The sequence below is a fragment of the Paenibacillus sp. HWE-109 genome (assembly GCF_022163125.1).
Taxonomy (GTDB): Bacteria; Bacillota; Bacilli; order Paenibacillales; family NBRC-103111; genus Paenibacillus_E.
This window is the reverse complement of record NZ_CP091881.1, coordinates 1,022,431-1,042,481: the sequence shown is the minus strand read 5'-3', so window position 1 is coordinate 1,042,481 and position 20,051 is coordinate 1,022,431. Positions and strand designations below refer to the sequence as shown.

Genomic DNA, 20,051 nt, shown 5'->3' with positions numbered 1-20,051 from the left:
CGAACGCAACAGTGTTTTGTAAGCGATATCATTTCTGAGTTCATTGTAGTTTTTCACGACTCTTTCGTACAGAGACAATCATACGGCCGGAAAGAATTTTGTAGGAACATTGATTGGACATAGTAATAGAATGCCAAGGTAAGACAAGGAAAAGCCCAAGTACAATTTGGCAACGTACTTGAGCGCAATAACAATGGAAGTTTAACGGTTACTGAACTAATATATTATCAAGGTTTATCCATCCTGTATCGCCTGTGTCATACTTGTAAGCAATCGTATTAACCCCCGCGTTTAATGTCACAACTTCCATTTGATTCCCCCAAGTATCCCAGTTGGCAAGTTTCGGGAAGCTTGACTGCTTGACTTTCGTTCCGTTCAAATACAGGCTGACTGTAGAAGGACTATTTTGGGCATTAGCGTAACGGGCATTTACGCGGTAGCTTCCTGCGCTTGCAACATTAACACTAAAGGTTACAGTTGCTCCTGAATTCCAGAATCCATCAACAAATCCGCTTCCCGCATAGCCTAGGTGATCCGTATTTACTTTGGCTCCGCCCGATAACTGTGCAGCCTCTGCTTCAAATACGCTTCCCGAAGGGGCGGCGGTTACTCTTACCACGTTAACAGATTCAGCAGAACGATTACCCTGAGAATCTACAATATATATTTTATACGTACCGGAAGTCTGTGGTACTGAAATCGACGTAGCCACACCGCTTGCTTTCTTCATTGTTGCACCTTCTGAGAAATTCGTCGTCCCTGCAGGCGCAAGCCAAACGAATTTACTTACATCTCCCGCTGATTTAATACCCAGAGATGTCGTCGATGCGTCCACAAAAACACTAGCTGGCAACACATAATCCTGCAAAGCAACTCCATTTGGCGTAATAAGATTTCTGTACGGATCAGACACGCCAGAATTCAGCGTAATATTATAAGCTTGCAACGGCCATACGTTATCCGCATAGACGCTCACATCTTGAATCACGCTATTGGGCACATTTTTGTTGGAGATTTTATTAACAGTTGCATAGTTTTGCGTAAAGTTCAGATCATGTTTATACCCGAATGTTGCTGAGTTATCAGAATTCAGCGTCCATGTGACTCCTGGATTGATGTTCATTACATTATTCTGCATGGAAATATTAGCTGAACCTTCATCTGGATGAAGCGCATATTTATGACCTGCAGGAACACCTTTCATATAGTTATTGGTGATGGTAGTAACGGGCATATCCCCCAACGTGTAAATCGGTCCTGCATCGTTCAAAACTTGCATGGTATCTACGAATTGGTTGTAGCTGATATTGTTGTTTTTCGCTGTTGTTGTTGGAATATTCGGCAATGTGGAGACAGAATTTCCATTGAAATTCGACCATCCCCAGCCCAAGGTTATCCCAGAATACGGCGAATTCTCGATCCTGTTGTGATTTACGTTCAAACTATCTGTAAAAAATGCGGTAATCGGCGAATGACCCAAAAATAGTTTGCAAGCGTCTAACATATAGTTATTCGTAATCGTAATATTTTTCGGAACTGCCTCAGTCCCGGTTGCGAACTTCTCCTTGGACACGGGCGCCCCGTCCGACACTTGGTAGGTAGATGGATCATTGACATAAACATGCTGCGGATGACCTACGGATACCGAAGCACCGCCCGTCGAATACATCAAGTTTCCAGAAACCAGGATGTTTTGCACATCATTTTCCAGAACAAGCCCATCTGCACCTGTTAGTTTGATCTCTCCGTCAAGGAACTGAATGTTATTGGCTGCATTAACCTCGACTGCACCAGGGAAAACATCATAATTCCGATAAAAATCGCGATGCCAGTTTGGATTTCCATATGCGGTTACAATGGTTCCTGCCTGCACAGTCGCTGCCCCGAACGAGTTCCCAACTTGATACAAGTTATAGTCAGAGTGTGCAAAACTAATGCCTTTGAACGTAAGATTCTGCACACGTCCGGTAATCGGTGTGCCTTGAATATTGATCAATGTTTCCAGATTAGGGGCGATGACTTCTGCTGTACTCATATTCTCACCGGCTCGTGGATAATAATAGACGGTCTGATTAGCCCGGTCATAATAAAATTTGCCTGGGCTGGTAAGCCATTCAAACACATTGTAGACATTCTGAGAACCGCTCGTATTATAAGGCGACCAATTAATGCGCTGCGCTATGGAACCGTAAGGCTGCTGCAACATGGCAGCTACCTGCCCGTTCCCAATATTCGAGATACGATCTACGCCAACAATGACACGATTCCAGGTCATTTGTGTTTCGAGTTCAATATCCGATTGGTTTCTCGTTGTGATAGGCAAGTCAGTCGCATTGAATTTCGTTCCTGCATTCTGGGTGCCGCTTGCCCAAGCCCATGATGCCTGGCCAGCCGTAATCGAATAAGATCCATAACCGCCAAGAGCGTTAATCGTCTTGCTTGTCATAAAGGCTCTCTGACCATTGACATATAAAGCTCTTAACTTTTTATTTCTTGGGAGTGGTGCCTTATATACATTGGTATTCGTCGTATCTTGCGTCCAACCCGTCAACTTGACGCCTCCACTAATAACGGGCTTCTCACCTGGATAAGCTTCGTAGCGTATTTGAAATCCGTTCTTACCAGAGTCGGTTGCGTTAAAATTGATCGTACTGCCTAGGAAGAACGTACCTCCTCTTACATATACAACGATATCCCCGGTCATTGCATTGCTTAACGTTCGAACCGTATCCCGAGCTTTCTCAATCGTCAGAAAAGGTGAGGACAGTGTACCCGGACTTGTATCATTGCCTGTTGGAGAAACATAATAAGTTGCTTGCACGGCCGCACTAACTTGCTGTGGCAAAGAGAGTACGGGAACGCTTAGGCATATTATCAGCAGAATGAACCCAAGGAAACGGCAGTGTTGATAAGTTAAGCGAAGAGTTGACACAATATTGCCTCCCTATACTTTTTTATTAAACCGTCTTTTTCAAAATCATCGCATCTTACAAATCTTCGAGCGTGATTTCTGTATAGTTTCCTGTGTAGTGAATTTGCGTTGTCTTCTCTGCCTCTTTGAGAGATCCATCACCATCATTAACACCAAAAAATGTTAGGTTAAATGACTGATTGGGGTTCATCCCGGGATAAGAGCCTATCCGCTCTTTGATGATGAAAGTACGGTTCTCCTCATCCCACACCATAGGAATTAGTGCATAAACACCCTTTTCATAGTTATAATTGTCTCCTTCGTCTTCATAGTAATCGAATGATCCGTGTTGCCCCGTGTAGACACGAATGTGTCTGTTATCATCCGTACGTTCTTCAGCAAACTGAATACTACCGCCCATAGGCACGATCGATCCAGCCTTCACATAAAGCGGTATACGGTCAAGTGGAGCCTCAGCTTCTATCATTCGCCCACCCTCAAAGATGCGATTGGTCCAGAAATCGTACCACTCCGTTCCTGTTGGCAGATAAACATCTCTGGTTTTCTTCACACCTTCTAGCACTTCAGAATCACTATTGTAGTACATAGGTTCAGTAACTGGATTTACTAAAAAAGCAGGACCAAACATAAACTGATCCCCAATGTTATATGTGTTCGGATCATGCCTGAAATCAAATGATAACGCTCGCATGAACGTATAATCATAGTGATGAACGTGGGCAGATAAGGAATAGATGTATGGCATTAATTCGTATCGAAGACGGAGGAATTTAACAATGGCATCATATACAGGCTCACCGGGCTCACCAAATCGCCATACCTCCCTGGGGGTATCCGTTCCATGAGAGCGAAACATAGGAAGAAACGAACCGTACTGAAACCAGCGAGCATACAATTCTCGGTACCCCATATCCTGAGTGCCTGTGTCGTAATCGCCATTCCAAAACCACAGATCAGGTTTGTTTTGGACAAAGAAAGCTCCGATATCCACCGTCCAATATGGCGATCCTGTTGCGCAAAAATTCAATCCAGCTGGGATTTGCTTCCGCAGCGTCTCCCAATTTGCCGCAATGTCCCCCGACCATGTTACCGTTCCATAACGATGCTGCCCTGCATAAGCTGAACGTGTCAGGTTCACGACGCGTTTGCTCTCAGTGGTTTGGCGTTGTCCTTCATAAATGCCTTTGGAATGCAGCAAGGAATAAGCATTAATGAACTCCGGATCAAGATAAAGCTTTGCTTCTTCTGTGTTAATCTGCATCCGTTGTTCGGGCTCAAGCTTGACAGATCCATGCCAATCTGCTTCGAAAGGCTCTGTGCAATCACACCACCAAGCATCAATGCCATTTACAAAAAGACCTTCGTTTGCCTGTTTCCAATACAATTGTCTACCTTTTTCCTGGAAAGCGTCATACGTTGCCTGATTGCCCAGCAAGCAACCATGTTCATTCATTTCCTTATTGTTATCGCTCTGAGGATTCATAATGGGCCAGATAGAAACCATTAACCGCGCATTCATCCCGTGAAGCTCTTCCACCATGGCTTTCGGATCTGGGAAACGCTCTGGATCGAGCGTTTTCTGACCCCAGAGTTCCCCAGTCCAGGACTTCCAATCCAACACAATGCAATCAAGCGGCAGTCCCCGTTCACGATACTCGCGAACAACGGCTATCAATTCTTCTTGCGACGTATAACGTTCTTTGGACTGGACATAACCGAACGACCACTTGGGCAGCATCGGCGCTTTTCCAGTTAATTGACGGATCCCTTGCACGATACTGTCCATCTCCGGACCATGAATGAAATAATAATCCATTTCATTGTCCACTTCAGTCCATAAATAGGAACCATAAGCATCATCACGAAACATCATCATGGAATAGCTGTCCACTACAATCCCGTATCCACGCGTAGAAACAAGTACGGGAACAACCGCCTTCATATTTTGTTGATATAAGTATTGATGCGTTCCCCGCAAATTCATTATGCCTTCTTCGTGCGAACCCAAGCCGTATAAAGCCTCATCTTCCATCCATTCAAACTCAAGCTTGGTATGAAATGCTTTTCGATCTCTCACTTTGGTCACGTTGTCGGCTCGGACACGCAGGCCATCGGCTCCCTGTCCAGCTTCAATATTGGCGGATTCATCAAACACGGATTTCGTAACATCCATGGGGACAAGCGTTTTGCCTCTACGATCTGGCTCTTTGGTTAACACAGCACCTAATGCATCCAGATATGTAAAAGCCCCCGTCTTTTTTAAGATACGGATTGTCAGTTCAGCTGTTGAAACTAATAAATGACTATCCCGATCTTCTACGGTGAAGGCAATCTTCGGATCAGGCAAGGCTGTAATCATTAGACTTTCTTGGGTACTAAATTCAGCATTTAATGTATATCGAATCCTAATGATCTTGTTGGAATAAGGCACGAGCATGATTCTTCCGCTTGCCGTTTCTAATAGCAGACGATCTGTCTGCACCATATGTCGAATGATTTGCATCATGATTCTCCTTGTCAATACAATGTCAATTCACTAACCTTTTACCGAGCCAGATGTCATACCTGAAATAATGTATCGCTGACCTAATAAATACAAAATAACAGCAGGTAGACAGGTCATTACAATATCAGCACTAACTAGATTCCAGTCCATTTGATATTGGCCGAAGAAATTATAGACGGATAACGTCATGGGCCACTGTTTGGCATTGTTTAAGAAGTAAAGCGGAAGTAAGAATTCATTCCATGAATTAATGAAAGCCAGAATAAATGTTGTCACGACTGCAGGCATCAATAATGGAAATATGATAGAGAAGAATAGCTTTAGCGGGCCGCAACCATCAATAATACCGGATTCGTCGAGTTCTTTGGGGACAGTTCCGACAAATCCATATAAAATAAATACACTGAAAGGAAGTTGCACGACTGCGTACAGAATAATAATTCCGATTTGCGTATTCATTAAATGAGTCATTTGCATCATCTTCGTTAATGTAAAATAATTGATGGGTATGGCAATACCTAAAATTAAGAAATAGTAAAAAAAGCGATTCCATCTTGAACGATTTCTAGCGTAAATATAGGCTGCCATTGCAGCTAATAAAATGCACAAAATCGTAGAAGCTCCGGTATAAAATAAGCTGTTCAAGAGAGAACGAATTAATTTCCCTTTTTCAATAACGACCAGAAAGTTCTCGAAATGTAGTTGTTTAGGCAAATCAAAACCCATCGAACTGGCCTGCGTTTTATCCTTTAAAGAATTAATCACAATTAACAGGAGTGGAGCTAGCGTGATGATGCTCACGATCCAAGCAGCCATATTTTTCAAACCATTCTTCACAATGTTCAGCCTCATTTGCCCACCTCATCTTCTCTGCTCATCCATTTGACTGCAAAAAAGCCAATCACGATCATGACGAGAAACATGACTGTAGACAAAGCAGTACCTACACCATAACGACCGAGGGAAAATTCCTTAAACACGCCAGTATACAGTACTTCTGTTTCGTAACCCGGTCCACCATTCGTAAGCGCGTACACAATATCAAATACTTTGAATCCATATATAAAATTTAGAACCGTCGTAACCGTAAGCGCTGGCATCAAAAGTGGTAGAATGATATGCCTGAATTTATTCCAGAAATTGGAACCATCGATCTCCGCGGCCTCATAGTACATATCCGGAATGGCTTGGAGACCTGCCAACAGAATGACCATGATATAACCGACTCCTTTCCAGGTATCGACAGCAATAATGGATTTAAATGCCAAATGGATATCCGTCAGCCAACTTTTAGCCAAAGCTCCCAAACCGATGGATCTTAAAAACTCATTGACTAATCCAACTTCAGGATGCAGGACGGATTTAAAAATTAATCCTACAATTAAAGTAGGAACGATAACTGGCATAAAGATAACAACACGATGAAAGTTTTTACCTTTAATGCCATGATTTAAGATCAGAGCGAGGAAGAGCCCGATTCCCGTTTTCAGTATGGCCGTTGTTATCGTGAACGTAACTGTATGATTTAAATAGGATACGTATTTCTCATTCCCTGAGAAGATCGTTCGAAAATTATCAAGTCCAATGAATTCAATTCCTTCGCTATAACCGTTCCAATCCGTAAAAGAAAAGTAAATTCCCATAAAGCCTGGAATTACAAAAAAGAGCAGATACAGTACCAATGCGCCAATTGAAAAGTAAAAGGGATATATGCTTTTGTTCATTGTAGGACTCTCCACTCCATATTATCTTCAGTAACAACCCAGCAAGAGGCATTATCCTATCTACTGGGCTGATCTGATTTATACTTGAAACAAATTATTGTGCCCAAGCTGGGTCTTTCGCTGCTTTTGCGGCTTCGCTTCTTCTTTTGTCGATGCTTTTCAAAATATCCTTAGGCTGCATTTTCCCTGCAAACATCGCTGAAATGTCTTTCCCCATATCCATCCATTGCGGATTTAGGTAACTAATCGATGTTTGATACACGGTCCCTTGTTTTTTGCCATACGTATCGAAGAATGCCTTTTGATCAGGTGTGTAACGGTTTTTAATATCTTTGAAATTCAAAGCTAAGAACTTCGGTTCGTTATCCAAATAGAATTGCAAGTTTTCTGGCTTCGTCAGATACTGGAAATATTTTTTTGCCAAATCAATATGTTTGGATCCTGAATAAATAAATTTACTTGGCGCAGCAGGGTTCACATTTAATATCTGATTGTCAGCAAGCGGCATCAAGAAATAGCCGAATGTATCCGCTTTAACCTCTGGGAACGCTTTTTCGATCTGCGCAGGCAGCCCAAGATTATATACCGTCATAGCAAATTTGCCGCTTGCCATGTTCTTTTCTGTATCGGCGTACGTATTTGAAAAGTAGTTATCTCCCATGTAACCTGACTTCGCAAGTTCATTGAGTTGCGTAAGTGCCTGCTCCATAATCGGAACGTTCGCGAATTGCTCCTTGTTACTATTCAGCTTAGCCGTTAGTCCAGGATTTGCTTCTTCGTATTTAGCCCCAAGTTCAGGAAACCAGAGCACATGATGCCAACCATCAGAGACAGGTTCATAAATAGGCGTCATGCCTGCAGACTTGATCTTCTCTGATGCCGCTTTAAAATCAGCATAAGTCGTCGGTACTTTTAGGTTTAGCTTTTCATATATTTTTTTGTTATATACGACAACCCAGTCATAACTTGGATCCCAAATGGTCAGCGCATACACCTTTTTATTATAAGATCCTTGTTCTACGAAAAGAGGGTCTTCTCGTTGTATCCATTCTTCACCACTTAAATCAACCGCATTTTTTTCGACACCGTACAAATTGTTCAAATCCAGCTGTCCGTCCTGTCCACCGAAGATATCCGGGGCTTCCTTCGCATTGAGTTTCGTCTTCAAAATATTCTGGTACTGATCTGATGGAACGATTTGATAATCAATATGAATCCCTGTCTCTGCTTCAAACTTCTTTGCAAGCTGCATTTCGGAATCCTTTATCCAATCTTGGCTAGCCATGTAGGTCAGTGTTACTTTTTCTTTAGGCTTTTCTGTAGGTTTCGCACTATCGGCAGCACTGCTTGAAGCTGCTGGTGTTACGGTCTCCTCTTTACTTCCACATCCTGCCAACATCGACGCCATAATCCCGATCGACACAATCACCGTAAATGTTTTTTTCATTGCTCTCGGTTCCCCTTTTCACTTGTGGTTGATATTGTTTACGCTTTCATTATATATGCAATTCATTTCCAGCTTCCATGGATTTACAGTGCTTTATAACTGGACATTCTTTACCTCCGTCAAATTTCTTTTGACAATTCACTATAAACACCGCAAACTAAACATAAAAAATCTAATTCATGTATTCAGTAGGAGACTATGGTCATTCACAAACGTACCATTCGATTCGTTCTTTTTCAGACCTATTCCTTAATCATCATAGTGGTATTATCATTAGTGGTTGTACCTTTTTATATGTGGTCATCTGATTTATTAAAGAAGAAAGCTGTTGAATCTCTTGATAATCTCTCACAATCCATGCAGGACAAGTTAGACCTAGAAATAAAAAGAATTGACTCTGTATCCTTGAATATTTTATATTCCAATTTAGTGAAAGACAGATTCCTCAAATTCACTGAGGGATCTGGTGACTCGATCAATAACAATAAAGATCTAGCAGACATTTTGGTTGCAGCGAATGGACCTGCTCTCCCCGTTAAGCAGATTAATTTATATGATTTAGAAGGGAACATGTTTGGATCCGGCATCGATAACCGGAGAACGAAAGTAAACTTGTCTAATCAACTTTGGTATGAAGAGGTGCTCGCAAATACCAAAGGCAAATACATCACAATTCCTGAGAAGGATGCCGAACTCTCCTTATTCTTATCCTCCAAGGATGCTTATTCTATCTCACTGGTTCGGTTGTTTTTTGATGCTAATAATACGCCGGAAGGTATCGTAGAAGTCAAGCAAGATGCAGACAAATTATTTACCAACATTAATGATTACATGAAGCACAACAACGGGCACAAGGTACTTGTATATAATGATGTTGGGGACATTATTTATCCCATTGACCCCAAAGCTAAGGAATCCATTTCTTACTTCAGCCTGTTGCAAACCAACTCCCTTTCGGCTATGAGTAACATCCGTAACCCTATTACAAATGAGAAAGAAATTTATAGTATCTCTCATTCCGAGTACACAGGTTGGAACATTGCTCTCATTGTCTCCGAGCAGCAATTATTAGGCCCCTTAAATGATTTCACCAAGAAAATCGCCATGGTTAGTCTCGCTATTCTACTGCTTGCTATTTCGCTTTCTTACCTTGCAGCTAAACGAATCACAAAGCCCATAGCCAGAATGCATGCCACTATGAAGTCCACCAATTTAGTAGGTATCACCTCTCATACACATCTGGAACTAAACAGCGGTTTAAATGAGCTTGATCGCTTGCAGTTCGCTTTTAACAAGATGAGCGAACGGCTGAAAGAATCCATGGACCAATTGTTAATGTCCCAGTTGCAGGAACTTCAAGCCAAAATGTTAGCGCTTCAATCGCAGATGAATCCTCATTTTTTATACAATACGTTAACTACGATTTCCATCATGGCCGAAGAGAATATGAACGAGCAAATTGTCATCATGATTGAGAATTTATCCATGATGTTAAGATACATATCCGCTGATAATTCATCACTTGTCCCATTGGGAACTGAACTAGCCTATACCGAAAAATATCTGGAATGCATTAAAATCAGACATAAACAAAACGTTCTGTATACATTTGAAATGGCAGAGAATATGCAAAATATTCCCGTTCCAAGATTAATTATTCAACCACTTGTTGAGAATTCACTGAAGTACTCATCCAAACTGTTGCCTCCATGGATCATTAAGGTGAGAGGGTATCAGGAGAACGACCACTGGTTCGTAGAAGTTACCGATAACGGACCTGGGTTTGATCAGAGAGCCATCGCTGAATTTAATAATAGGATTCAGGAAATCGAGCAAACCGGGATCATTCCTGGCCTGCAGCTTGATGGAATGGGGCTGCTGAATATTTATCTCAGGCTGAAAATTTCTTACCGTACAGATTTGTGTATGCAAACCGTTAACCTGCCAGATGGCGGGGCAAAGGTTATCGTTGGAGGAAAACGTTGAAGGGGTGAGTCGAAGTGGAGCATACAACACAGATTCGCGTTGTAGTCGTTGAGGATGAAGAATTGATTTTGAATAATATCGTTAAGAAAATTCAATCTCTAGATACTTCCTTTGTCATCATTGGTACTGCTCAAGACGGTTTGTCCGCGCTGAAGGTTCTTGAAAATAATACTGTCGATGCTTTATTTACGGATATTCAAATGCCTGCCATTGATGGATTAGAGCTATTAAAGCAAGTATCCCTTCAATATCCCCATATAGAAAAAGTGATCATCAGTGGTTACAACAACTTCGATTATGCACGTCAAGCTATTAAATTCAATGTGAACGAGTACTTATTAAAGCCGATCATCACCAGCGATTTGGAACAAGTCTTAATCAAGATTAAGATGTCGATTGAAAACAAAAGGCAGTTACCTAAGTCACTGCCTTCTTCCGAGAAGCATATGCGCGCACCTGAAGAAATTGTGCAGATGATTCAATTATATTTAAAAGAAAACTTTTCTGAAGAAATTACACTGGAGTCGATCTCCAGGCACTTTAATTTTCATCCTTCTTATCTTAGTAAAATCTTTATCAAACATTCGGGGGGACCACCTTCCAAATACTTGACAACAGTGCGCATCAATCACGCCAAATATTTGCTTACTAAGGAAAAGCACCTCTCTATCAGAGAAATCTCTCAGCGTGTAGGCTATCCAGATCCTTATTATTTCAGTAGAATTTTTAAACAAGTTACAGAAAGAACCCCAACGGAGTATCGAAATTTGTATGAGTGATTACCATCTTCGTGCGCTTTGTGATCCATCCAGCAAGATGAGCTTATCCCCTTGAGGGGGATCGGATGATGCACGGATCGTGTACACCTGTTCCCTCAATATTTCGTTACGACGTAACGTTTACCGCTTTCAACATGGAACCCGATACAACCGTTGCCCATCTGAGAATAAGTCACTTCTTCTCCATCTTGCGTTACCCTGACCATCTGCTTGGCTAGCACTTTGCAAGTCTGCGTTATTGAAGCTGTGATTTCCGCCTTCGACAAGGAGCCGTTGTTCCATTCCAAATCGATTTCATAGCCTCCTCTGCCCCGCAATCCTTTGACAAACCCGTCTTTCCAGACATCGGGCAATGCCGGCAGGAGTTCCAAATAGCCTTGATGCGATTGCAGCAGCATCTCTGCGATCCCTGCTGTTGCGGCAAAGTTTCCATCGATTTGGAAAGGAGGATGCGCGTCAAACAGATTGGCATAGACGCCGCCCCCGTTACTCATCGGTGCGTCCCCCTTTACAAGCGTTAACAAATTCGAGATTAACCGCTCCGCGCAATTGCCGTCCTTGAATCTTGCCCATAAGCCGATTTTCCAGCCAAGGCTCCATCCCGTTCCTCCGTCCCCTCTGATTTCAAGCGATTTTTTCGCAGCTTGAAACAAATCAGGAGCAGACTGCTCTGTAATAAGTCGCCCCGGATAAATCCCCACAAGATGCGAAACGTGACGATGATGAACATCTTCGTCTTCAAAATCCTTGGACCATTCTTGCAAACGGCCTTGCTTACCGATTTGAAGCGGCAGCAGCTTTTGCTTGGTCTCTACAAGTGTCATCACCAAATTTTCATCAATCTTAAGCTGTTCTGCCGCATGGATACAGTTATCAAATAATTCACTTATCAAAGATAAATCCATGGTCGAAGCAGCACTTACCGCATGACACTTATCGCCAATAAGAAATTTTTGTTCAGGAGAAGTCGAAGGTGAAGTGATGAAATACCCATCTTTATCTTCAATGAGCCAATCCAAACAGAATAACGCCGCTTCCTTCATGATAGGGTACGCCTTGTCCCGTAGAAATGCTTCATCGCCGCTGAAGGCATAATGCTCCCATAAATGCTGAGTCAACCAGGCACCGCCCATCGGCCAGAACGCCCAAGATGGGTCTCCATGGCCATAATTGCCGACTGGTGCCGTTTGAGCCCATAGATCGGAATTATGGTGAGCCACCCATCCTCTGGCGCCATAATTCAATTCAGCGGTCTTTTTGCCGTTGAGCGCCAACCTGCCGATAAACTCAAGCAGTGGTATATGCATTTCCGCCATATTGCAAGACTCTGCAGGCCAGTAGTTCATCTCTGCATTAATATTAAGCGTATAGTTGCTGCTCCATGGTGCCCGCATTTCCTCATTCCATATGCCCTGAAGATTAGCAGGCTGAGTACCTGTGCGAGAACTTGCAATCAGCAGGTACCGTCCATAATGGAACATGAGCTCAACCAGACCCGGATCGTTGCTGCCGTATTCGGCGATCCGCCGATCGGTCGGCATGTCCGAGGATGCTTTGCTCCCGCCCAGAGACAAGGCAACTCTGCCAAATAGCTTGTTATGATCCTCAAGATGACGATGACGTATATCTTCATATCGTTGTGCACGAACGGCATCGATTGCTTCACCTGTTCGTTGTTTCGGATCTCTCGTCGAACAGCTCGCACCAGCATCTGGATCGAAGCTTGTCGCCGCACTGAAATACAAAGTCGCGCTAGTCGCTCCGATAACGTGCACGCCGTCCGCATCCCCCTTCATCGTCCCACCTTCATGCACCACAGCCAACCGGCCATGGAACTTCAAAGCTTGTGATGTCTCAGGGTCTCCATACATAATCGGATTATCCGAGTCAAAGTAGTTGGGCCACACTTGCTCGGGAGCTGTGCCGGATATCATACTTTGATCGGCGTCAAAGGACGATTCATAACGAATGGGACTTTCCAGCTTAGCTCGAAAACTGAGCATACTTTCCTTGCTCGACGTTAAACGCACGATAATAGCTTGATCGGGATATGAAGCAAATATTTCCCGGGTGTACTGAACACCGCCAACGATACAGGTGATAGTCACGATGCCGGTAGACAGATCAAGCTTCCGGCTATACTGGTGTTTAACATCTCCATGTGCCATCGTTACATGTAAATCTCCGAAAGGCAAATAGGATTGCGTGTAAGGCCCCATCATTTCCTTGGATAGCTGGTCCGCTTCCTCGTATTTTTCTGCTGCAATCAACTCACGCATCTTAGGTAGAACTTCTTTCGCTCGCGGATTATTCCAATCCTTAGGGTAACCTGACCAGAGCGTATCTTCGTTTAGAGCGATGCGCTCTTTCTCAACGCCGCCGAATACCATCGCGCCCAATCGGCCGTTCCCAACAGGAAGCGCTTCTGTCCAATATACGGCAGGAGATTGAAATTGGATATTCATGACGATCTTATGCCCCCCTCATTCATTAATAGATATATGAATTATTGATTTAAATCGCTATATGATGAAAGCAAGCCTATCAATCTTCTGCTCCAAGATGTAATACAAACTCCTGGTCACGATCACAGATCAGCACACCGTTCACAACTTCCAGCTTGGCAACCTGAATGGACGAGCGGCGCGTTTCATAGCCCGAATCTTCCTCATGTCCATGAATACGGCCAGGATGAGTGAAATAAAAGATATATCCCTCTTCTCCTTGTACGACCACATCTGCGTGCAGGCCGATCGTCCCGTCATCCTCACGCTTGCCAGGCTGGTTGAGAATGAGGCCGTTTCGTTCCCACGTCTCAAGATCATCGGAACGGTGCACGCCCTGCCCGTGCCATTCGTCTACAATCATCCAATAATAGCCGCCCAAACGGAAAACATTCGGTCCTTCCTGGGAACGCTCTGTAATGACCGGACCCACAACCTGCCAGCTATAGAGATCGCTGCTGTCTGCCGCATACATATGTGAGTGCTTGGCCTCATCTTTGTACCACATCCGGAAGCCGCCGGTTGGCAACGGGTAGATGCAAGCGTCAATTACATTTCCCGAGCTCAAGCTGATCTTGGAGACAAATGTCCATTCCAGCATATTCGGGCTGGTATAATGCAGCATGTCCCTCGGATGCCCCCAATGATCAGGTACTCCTTGAATATAACTAACGTACATATGATACAATCCATCGTGCCAGATGATCTCCGGCGCCCAGAACGTATTTCTTCCCCATTCAATATCCAGCCCCTGCAGTACGCCGCGGTATACCCACTCCTTGCCGCCGTCGCGGGAAACCGCCACGCCGAGGTCGGTTCCGTGAACCCATGCTACACCCGTTCCCTCTGCAGTCGCTCGGCGGTTCGTATAAATCATCCACCATTCCTTGGTCTGCCGATTCCAAATAACTACTGGATCTGCCGCTCCGTCAAAAATGGGATCTCTAAACAAAGGCGATCTCATTCATTCTCCACTCCCCATATAAAGTATGTTCGAACTTCTTATTCGCTTACCTTGCTCCTGCAGCCTCATGAATAAATTGGTCCACATCGATATAACCCTGTTCACTCTCGCAGTTATAGCTGTACAACCCGATCCGGTCTCCCCTGTAATGACCCCACCCCAGCTGATAAGCGTCCCCAAAGCTCGTGAATTGGTCCCCATCGACGCTGTATTCGAACCGGTTTATTCCGTCTATGTTCCACACAGATCTTAACCACAGGGTGTTACCTGTTAATTGCCCGCCCCATTCAATCGTTCCCGCGTGGTTAAACTTCAGAACCCTTGTCCCATTCTGTTGTTGTACACCAATCGTGCAATAAGTTTGGGCAAAATGGCAAAGCCCGGCTTCTTGTCCATCTGCCATACCGCTGATCTCTATTTTAACAGTTGCCGCATTGTGAACGGTTCGAAATGCTCTTTGTGTAATAACGTTGCTTACGGTAAAAAAATTATCCTTATCCATGGGTTGGCATGCGTATAGACGCAAGTATCCGGGCCGTTCGGTTAACGACCATTTGTCAGCTTGCGGCTGATGGTTCCATTCCCAATAGGGCTCAAGCACCGCTCGGTCAAAATCGTCATTCGTCGAGAGTACCGTTACGGGATGTCCGTTTATGGGCTTCCTGCCTCCCCATACCATCTCCCCGATTCCGTCGCCATCCGTATCGTCTCCAATGATCGGCCATCCGTCAACCCACGTTACGGGCAACAAGTGAAGCGTTCTCCCCTCGTAATACCCGCCTGTTCCTTGATGAGAAATGAAGTACCATTCCCCAGCAACGGTCTGGACAAGTCCACCTTGATTCGGCTCTCGGTCTATTTCCATGCCGTGCGTATGGATAAGCTCTTTTTCTTCATAGGGCCCATAAATATGTTCAGACCTTAACATCATAACGACTCTAACTTCAATGCCTTCCTTCCAGCGAACCTCGCTATGGAAGAAATAGTAGGTTCCGTCAATTTTGTAGAGCTTATTGGCTTCGCTCCCTTTGTACTGATGAATAATCGTATCGCTGTCATGCAATAGTTCTTTGCCGTCATCGCTTAGTTTAAATAAATGGATATTATAGTTATCTGCAAAATTAGTGGCAACGAAGTAGCCTTGTCCGTCATCGTCCCAAAACGGACAGCAGTCGTCCCAGCCGCTAACTGCCCAGACTTGATGAAGCGGCTCCCAAGGTCCAGCCGGATCGGAAGCCGTACTCATAAACAATCCCTCATCTGGCGTGAAAAAGTACACCCAATATTTATCCTTGTGGAATCGGATGGCGCCCGCCCAGACTCCTCTGCCATAACGGTTCATTCGATCGTAATTGTATTCCGGGCCGATGCTTGTCAAATCATCCACAACATGCCCGATCATTCTCCAATTCACAAGATCTTTGGAATGAAGTACCGCCATCCCTGGAGAGCAATGCAACGTAGAGGAGATACCGTAATAATCATCTCCAACTCGAATGACATCCGGATCGCTATAATCTCCTGGCAAGACAGGATTGACATAGGTGCCGTCCCCCTGATCTCCCCAAGCTCCCTTCTTCGATAACAGATTGTAGATATCTTCCATTACAGAGTCATCCTTTCAATTCCCAGATTAGAAAAACTAAAGTCCATTTTAATCTACAGCGGAATGGTCCAACACCTAATTGGACAAGTTGCATAAAAAAAATACAACAGAAGGAATTTATTTCTAGCCATAACAATCCAAATAGGGTTATCTATTAAAGACAACCCTTTCTAGATTTTATAATAGATATATCGGTATCGAGTCATGCTTCCGCACAACTCGATCATATCCTACCTTATGAAAAATATGCAACTAACCTTTTATACCAGTTGAAGCAATTCCTTCAACAAAATATCTTTGGAAAAAGGTAAATACAAGCACGGTGGGTATGATGGCCAAAGTAGCACCAGCCATTTGCAACGCATAGTTTGCTCCGCCAAGTCCCTGGAAAGTTGTTAATCCGACAGTTAAAGTTTGGCTTTTAATATTGTTTAAGAAAATATATGGGTTTGCATAATCATTCCATAACCAAATGAAGGTGAACAGGATCATCGTTACAAGAGGCGGCTTGATAAGCGGCAGCATAATCCGATAATAAATCTTGAAATGACCGCATCCATCAACAATAGCCGCTTCAGATAATTCCTTGGGAATACCCGTCATAAATTGTCTAAGCATGAAGATAAAATAAACATCAAATGCAGCTGGTAGTACGAGTGCCCAAAAAGTATTGTTAAGGTGTATACTCTTATATATAAGGAAACGTGATACGACAGTAGTATCCGGGGTGATCATCATTGTAGCTAGAAGTATCAGAAATAATACATCTTTAAACCTGAATTCAATTTTCGCAAATGCATAGGCTGCCATCGTTACGAAAATTCCCCTGAGAATAATCGTCAGAAATACTACTCGAATACTATTAAAGTACCAACCAAAGTAATACTTATCTTGAAAAATGCTCAAATAATTGTCCCAAACAATGGTTTTAGGAATAATTGTAGAGAGCGGGCTTTCAAATACCATGCCCGACGTTTTAAATGATGCCGAAATCATGAGGATAAACGGAATAATCATGAGTAGTCCAACGAGCAGCATAATGAATGAAAATAGCAACTTTCTATATGTTTCCCATGTATCTTTTGAAATTAATCTTGAACCCATTTTTTCTGCCACATCCATTGTATTAGAGTAATAATGAGAATAAAGGCAAATAATAACATCGCTTGTGCAGAAGCATAGCTGTATTTATTGAAGTTAAAAGCTTCTTCATAAATATTTAACGATACTACTCTTGAGGATGTACCTGGCCCCCCATTTGTAAGCAACTTGACGATGGAATAATTCTGGAATGACCCTATCACACTTGTAACGATTAAGAAAAAAGTTACAGGGGATATGGATGGAATTGTAATGTTGATAAATTTTCTCCACGTTCCTGCCCCATCAATAGAGGAAGATTCATAAAGATCCTTGGGAACCCCCTGCAATGCTGCCAAAAAGACAATGGTCTGGAACGCCAGGTTAATCCATACATTCACGATAACGATGGAGAGCAAGGAAGTATTCACTCCCCCAAACCAAAGCGGAGGGTTTGATACGCCTATGAGCTTTAACAATTGATTGACTGGTCCTTTGAACGGATCGAATAACAATGACCAAACCATAGCAACTGCAGTAACATTCGCTACATACGGCATAAAAATCATCGTTCTTATTAGAGTCCTTAGGTGGAAGCTCTTGTTAATTAGAATAGCTGTCAGTAGAGACAAAATGATCATTGCCGGCACGTACCCTAAGGTAAACATAAGACTTTTCAGGTAGCCGTTTATAGCTTGATCGTCAGAAAATATGTTTACATAGTTTTTCCATCCAACAAAATCCATATTCAAAGGTCCAAGCTTGTTATAATCCACAAAACTAAGGATTACCGAAAATAGAATGGGGATGAGATTAAATAGAATAAATCCTACCAAGAATGGCGCTAAAAACAAGATGGCATAATAATTTTCAGACTTCCTTAAAGATACATATACATTTTTCATCGCTGGACCTCACTATTTGTTCTAATAAGATAAGACTCTGTTCAGAGTCTTATCTTATTAGAAGTATTTCATTTTTAACGTGCATGTTATTGGAACTTATTTTTTGGCATCCGCTTTTATTGCTTCATCCGATTTTTTCTTGATAGCTCCAATCGCATCATCCAGTGACTTTTGTCCAACCATATAAAGTTCGCCTTCTTGGAGAATCGTTTGGCTAATTATAGACGCTCCCGGTCCGGAAATCTTTTCATCTGCAACTCCCAAGCCGCTATCAAAGATAACTTTGCGCAGATCATCAACTGTGACACTTCCATCCGAGGCATCCGCAATCCCTTTAAGCACTGCTGTTTTATCAGCATCAGTAATGCTTTGCAGCGGAGGAATCCCCTTGCCTTTCTTGTATGCGTTTTGCGCCAAGTAGTTGACGAATTTAAACGAGGCATCTTTATTTTTCGACTTACTGTTAACTCCGAATGCACCGCCTGCAACTAATGTCCGATCTCCATCGCCGGAATCCGGTACAGGCACTTGCGTAATGCCCCATTTCCATGTGATCGGATAAGACTTCTTATCGGTTAATAATCCCATGTACCAACCACCAATCAGATGCATGCCATACTTTCCGGACATAAATGCATCCCATGCAACCTTTTGCGTTTTAAACTCCAGCCAACTGGGTTGAATTTTTTGGACATTACCTAAATCCCCAAAGAATTTCAAAGCATCCTTGTAGGCCGGGTCATCATAATTTGACGTTCCATCTTTCTTATAAGCCGGTACATTCTTCTGTCTTGCCGTAAAATTTAAATAATTGTCATAGTCCAGCATAAGGGAACCATAGATGCCCTTTTGAGTGTTTGTCAGTTTTTTTGCAGTTTCGATATATTGGCTCCAAGTCCATTTTCCAGAAGGATACGGAACCTTCGCATCATCAAATAGTTGTTTATTGTAAAATACATACCATTGGCCGACATCTGTTCTTAAATAGTAAGATTTACCGTCATCCTCTTTCGCAAGATACTGACCAAATGTTTTCTCCAAATCGACATTGGCGGTTTTAGCCAAATCGTTTATAGGCGCAAGATAACCTGCAGCAGCATATTTTTTTTGGATCAGCGGGTTATCAAGCACGACTACATCTGTAGTATCGCCTGACGACATCAAGATATCCATTTTCTGCATTGCCGCCACGCCATCACCTGGCAATACATTCACTTCAACCTGATCTCCACCAAGCGCATTGTATTCTGAGACCAAGTCCGTATAAGTAGGATTCTTAGCTTTTGCCGCATCCAAAAACATGGTGATTTTAGCGGGAGCTTTCTTAGTCGCGTCGGAACCAGGGGACGCTGTCGCACTATTTGAACTTGTTGAGCTTGGTGAATTTGAATTGCTGCCACATGCAGTAATCATGCTTGCCATCATGATACTAACCAGAGTTAATGATATCGTTCTTATTGACTTCTTCACATTGCTTTCCCCCAAGTGATTTAATTGGCTTACAAGTTCATTATAGAACACTCTACACTTGTCCTTAATGCAATTACTTTCGACATCTTGCACTATTTTCGCCAGATTCTTCAACATCTTAATACAGTCCCTGATCCTGCTTCGGACT

13 protein-coding genes are annotated in these 20,051 nt (G+C 43.1%); 2 read left to right on the top strand and 11 right to left on the bottom strand.

The genetic code is table 11. The features are described 5' to 3' along the window. Nucleotides 1–208 precede the first annotated feature (208 nt). The 5 genes from LOZ80_RS04395 to LOZ80_RS04375 form a co-directional block, all read right to left on the bottom strand. Nucleotides 209–2,932 carry a CBM35 domain-containing protein gene (locus LOZ80_RS04395; RefSeq protein ID WP_238170273.1) on the bottom strand — a complete coding sequence of 908 codons (2,724 nt, stop codon included), beginning with the start codon at nt 2,930–2,932 and terminating at the stop codon, nt 209–211. A 55-nt stretch (nt 2,933–2,987) separates the two neighbouring features. Then, nucleotides 2,988–5,438 carry a glycoside hydrolase family 31 protein gene (locus tag LOZ80_RS04390; protein ID WP_238170272.1) on the bottom strand — a complete coding sequence of 817 codons (2,451 nt, stop codon included), beginning with the start codon at nt 5,436–5,438 and terminating at the stop codon, nt 2,988–2,990. A 30-nt stretch (nt 5,439–5,468) separates the two neighbouring features. Then, nucleotides 5,469–6,290 carry a carbohydrate ABC transporter permease gene (locus LOZ80_RS04385; RefSeq protein WP_238170271.1) on the bottom strand — a complete coding sequence of 274 codons (822 nt, stop codon included), beginning with the start codon at nt 6,288–6,290 and terminating at the stop codon, nt 5,469–5,471. Continuing rightward, the gene (locus tag LOZ80_RS04380; RefSeq protein ID WP_238170270.1) at nt 6,287–7,162 is read right to left on the bottom strand and encodes a carbohydrate ABC transporter permease; all 876 of its coding nucleotides are present in this window, start codon (nt 7,160–7,162) and stop codon (nt 6,287–6,289) included. The genes LOZ80_RS04385 and LOZ80_RS04380 overlap by 4 nt, the downstream gene beginning before the upstream one ends. A 94-nt stretch (nt 7,163–7,256) precedes the next feature. Next, nucleotides 7,257–8,609, bottom strand: a complete 1,353-nt coding sequence (locus LOZ80_RS04375; RefSeq protein ID WP_238170269.1) for an ABC transporter substrate-binding protein — start codon at nt 8,607–8,609, stop codon at nt 7,257–7,259. A 198-nt stretch (nt 8,610–8,807) separates the two neighbouring features. On the opposite strand from LOZ80_RS04375, the gene LOZ80_RS04370 reads away from it, so the two are divergent. Next, nucleotides 8,808–10,595, top strand: coding sequence for a sensor histidine kinase (locus tag LOZ80_RS04370; RefSeq protein WP_238170268.1), 1,788 nt, complete (start codon nt 8,808–8,810; stop codon nt 10,593–10,595). 14 nt (nt 10,596–10,609) lie between these two features. After that, on the top strand, nt 10,610–11,374 hold the full coding sequence (locus LOZ80_RS04365) for a response regulator transcription factor (RefSeq protein ID WP_238170267.1): 765 nt from the start codon (nt 10,610–10,612) through the stop codon (nt 11,372–11,374). A 95-nt stretch (nt 11,375–11,469) separates the two neighbouring features. Here LOZ80_RS04365 and LOZ80_RS04360 read toward each other — a convergent pair whose 3' ends face one another. The 6 genes from LOZ80_RS04360 to LOZ80_RS04335 all read right to left on the bottom strand — a co-directional run bounded on the left by LOZ80_RS04360 (nt 11,470) and on the right by LOZ80_RS04335 (nt 20,020). Beyond that, on the bottom strand, nt 11,470–13,839 hold the full coding sequence (locus LOZ80_RS04360; RefSeq protein WP_238170266.1) for a glycoside hydrolase family 95 protein: 2,370 nt from the start codon (nt 13,837–13,839) through the stop codon (nt 11,470–11,472). 79 nt (nt 13,840–13,918) lie between these two features. Continuing rightward, a complete protein-coding gene (locus LOZ80_RS04355) occupies nt 13,919–14,842 on the bottom strand; it encodes a family 43 glycosylhydrolase (protein ID WP_238170265.1) in 924 nt (307 codons plus the stop codon). A 46-nt stretch (nt 14,843–14,888) separates the two neighbouring features. Next, nucleotides 14,889–16,448 (bottom strand): glycoside hydrolase family 43 protein, encoded by a 1,560-nt coding sequence (locus LOZ80_RS04350; RefSeq protein ID WP_238170264.1) that lies wholly within the window; start codon nt 16,446–16,448, stop codon nt 14,889–14,891. A 252-nt stretch (nt 16,449–16,700) separates the two neighbouring features. Continuing rightward, a complete protein-coding gene (locus LOZ80_RS04345) occupies nt 16,701–17,552 on the bottom strand; it encodes a carbohydrate ABC transporter permease (protein ID WP_238170263.1) in 852 nt (283 codons plus the stop codon). Next, the gene (locus tag LOZ80_RS04340; protein ID WP_238170262.1) at nt 17,537–18,433 is read right to left on the bottom strand and encodes a carbohydrate ABC transporter permease; all 897 of its coding nucleotides are present in this window, start codon (nt 18,431–18,433) and stop codon (nt 17,537–17,539) included. The genes LOZ80_RS04345 and LOZ80_RS04340 overlap by 16 nt, the downstream gene beginning before the upstream one ends. 96 nt (nt 18,434–18,529) lie before the next feature. Beyond that, entirely contained in the window at nt 18,530–20,020 is a 1,491-nt protein-coding gene (locus LOZ80_RS04335; protein WP_238170261.1) for an ABC transporter substrate-binding protein, read from the bottom strand. Nucleotides 20,021–20,051 lie beyond the last annotated feature (31 nt).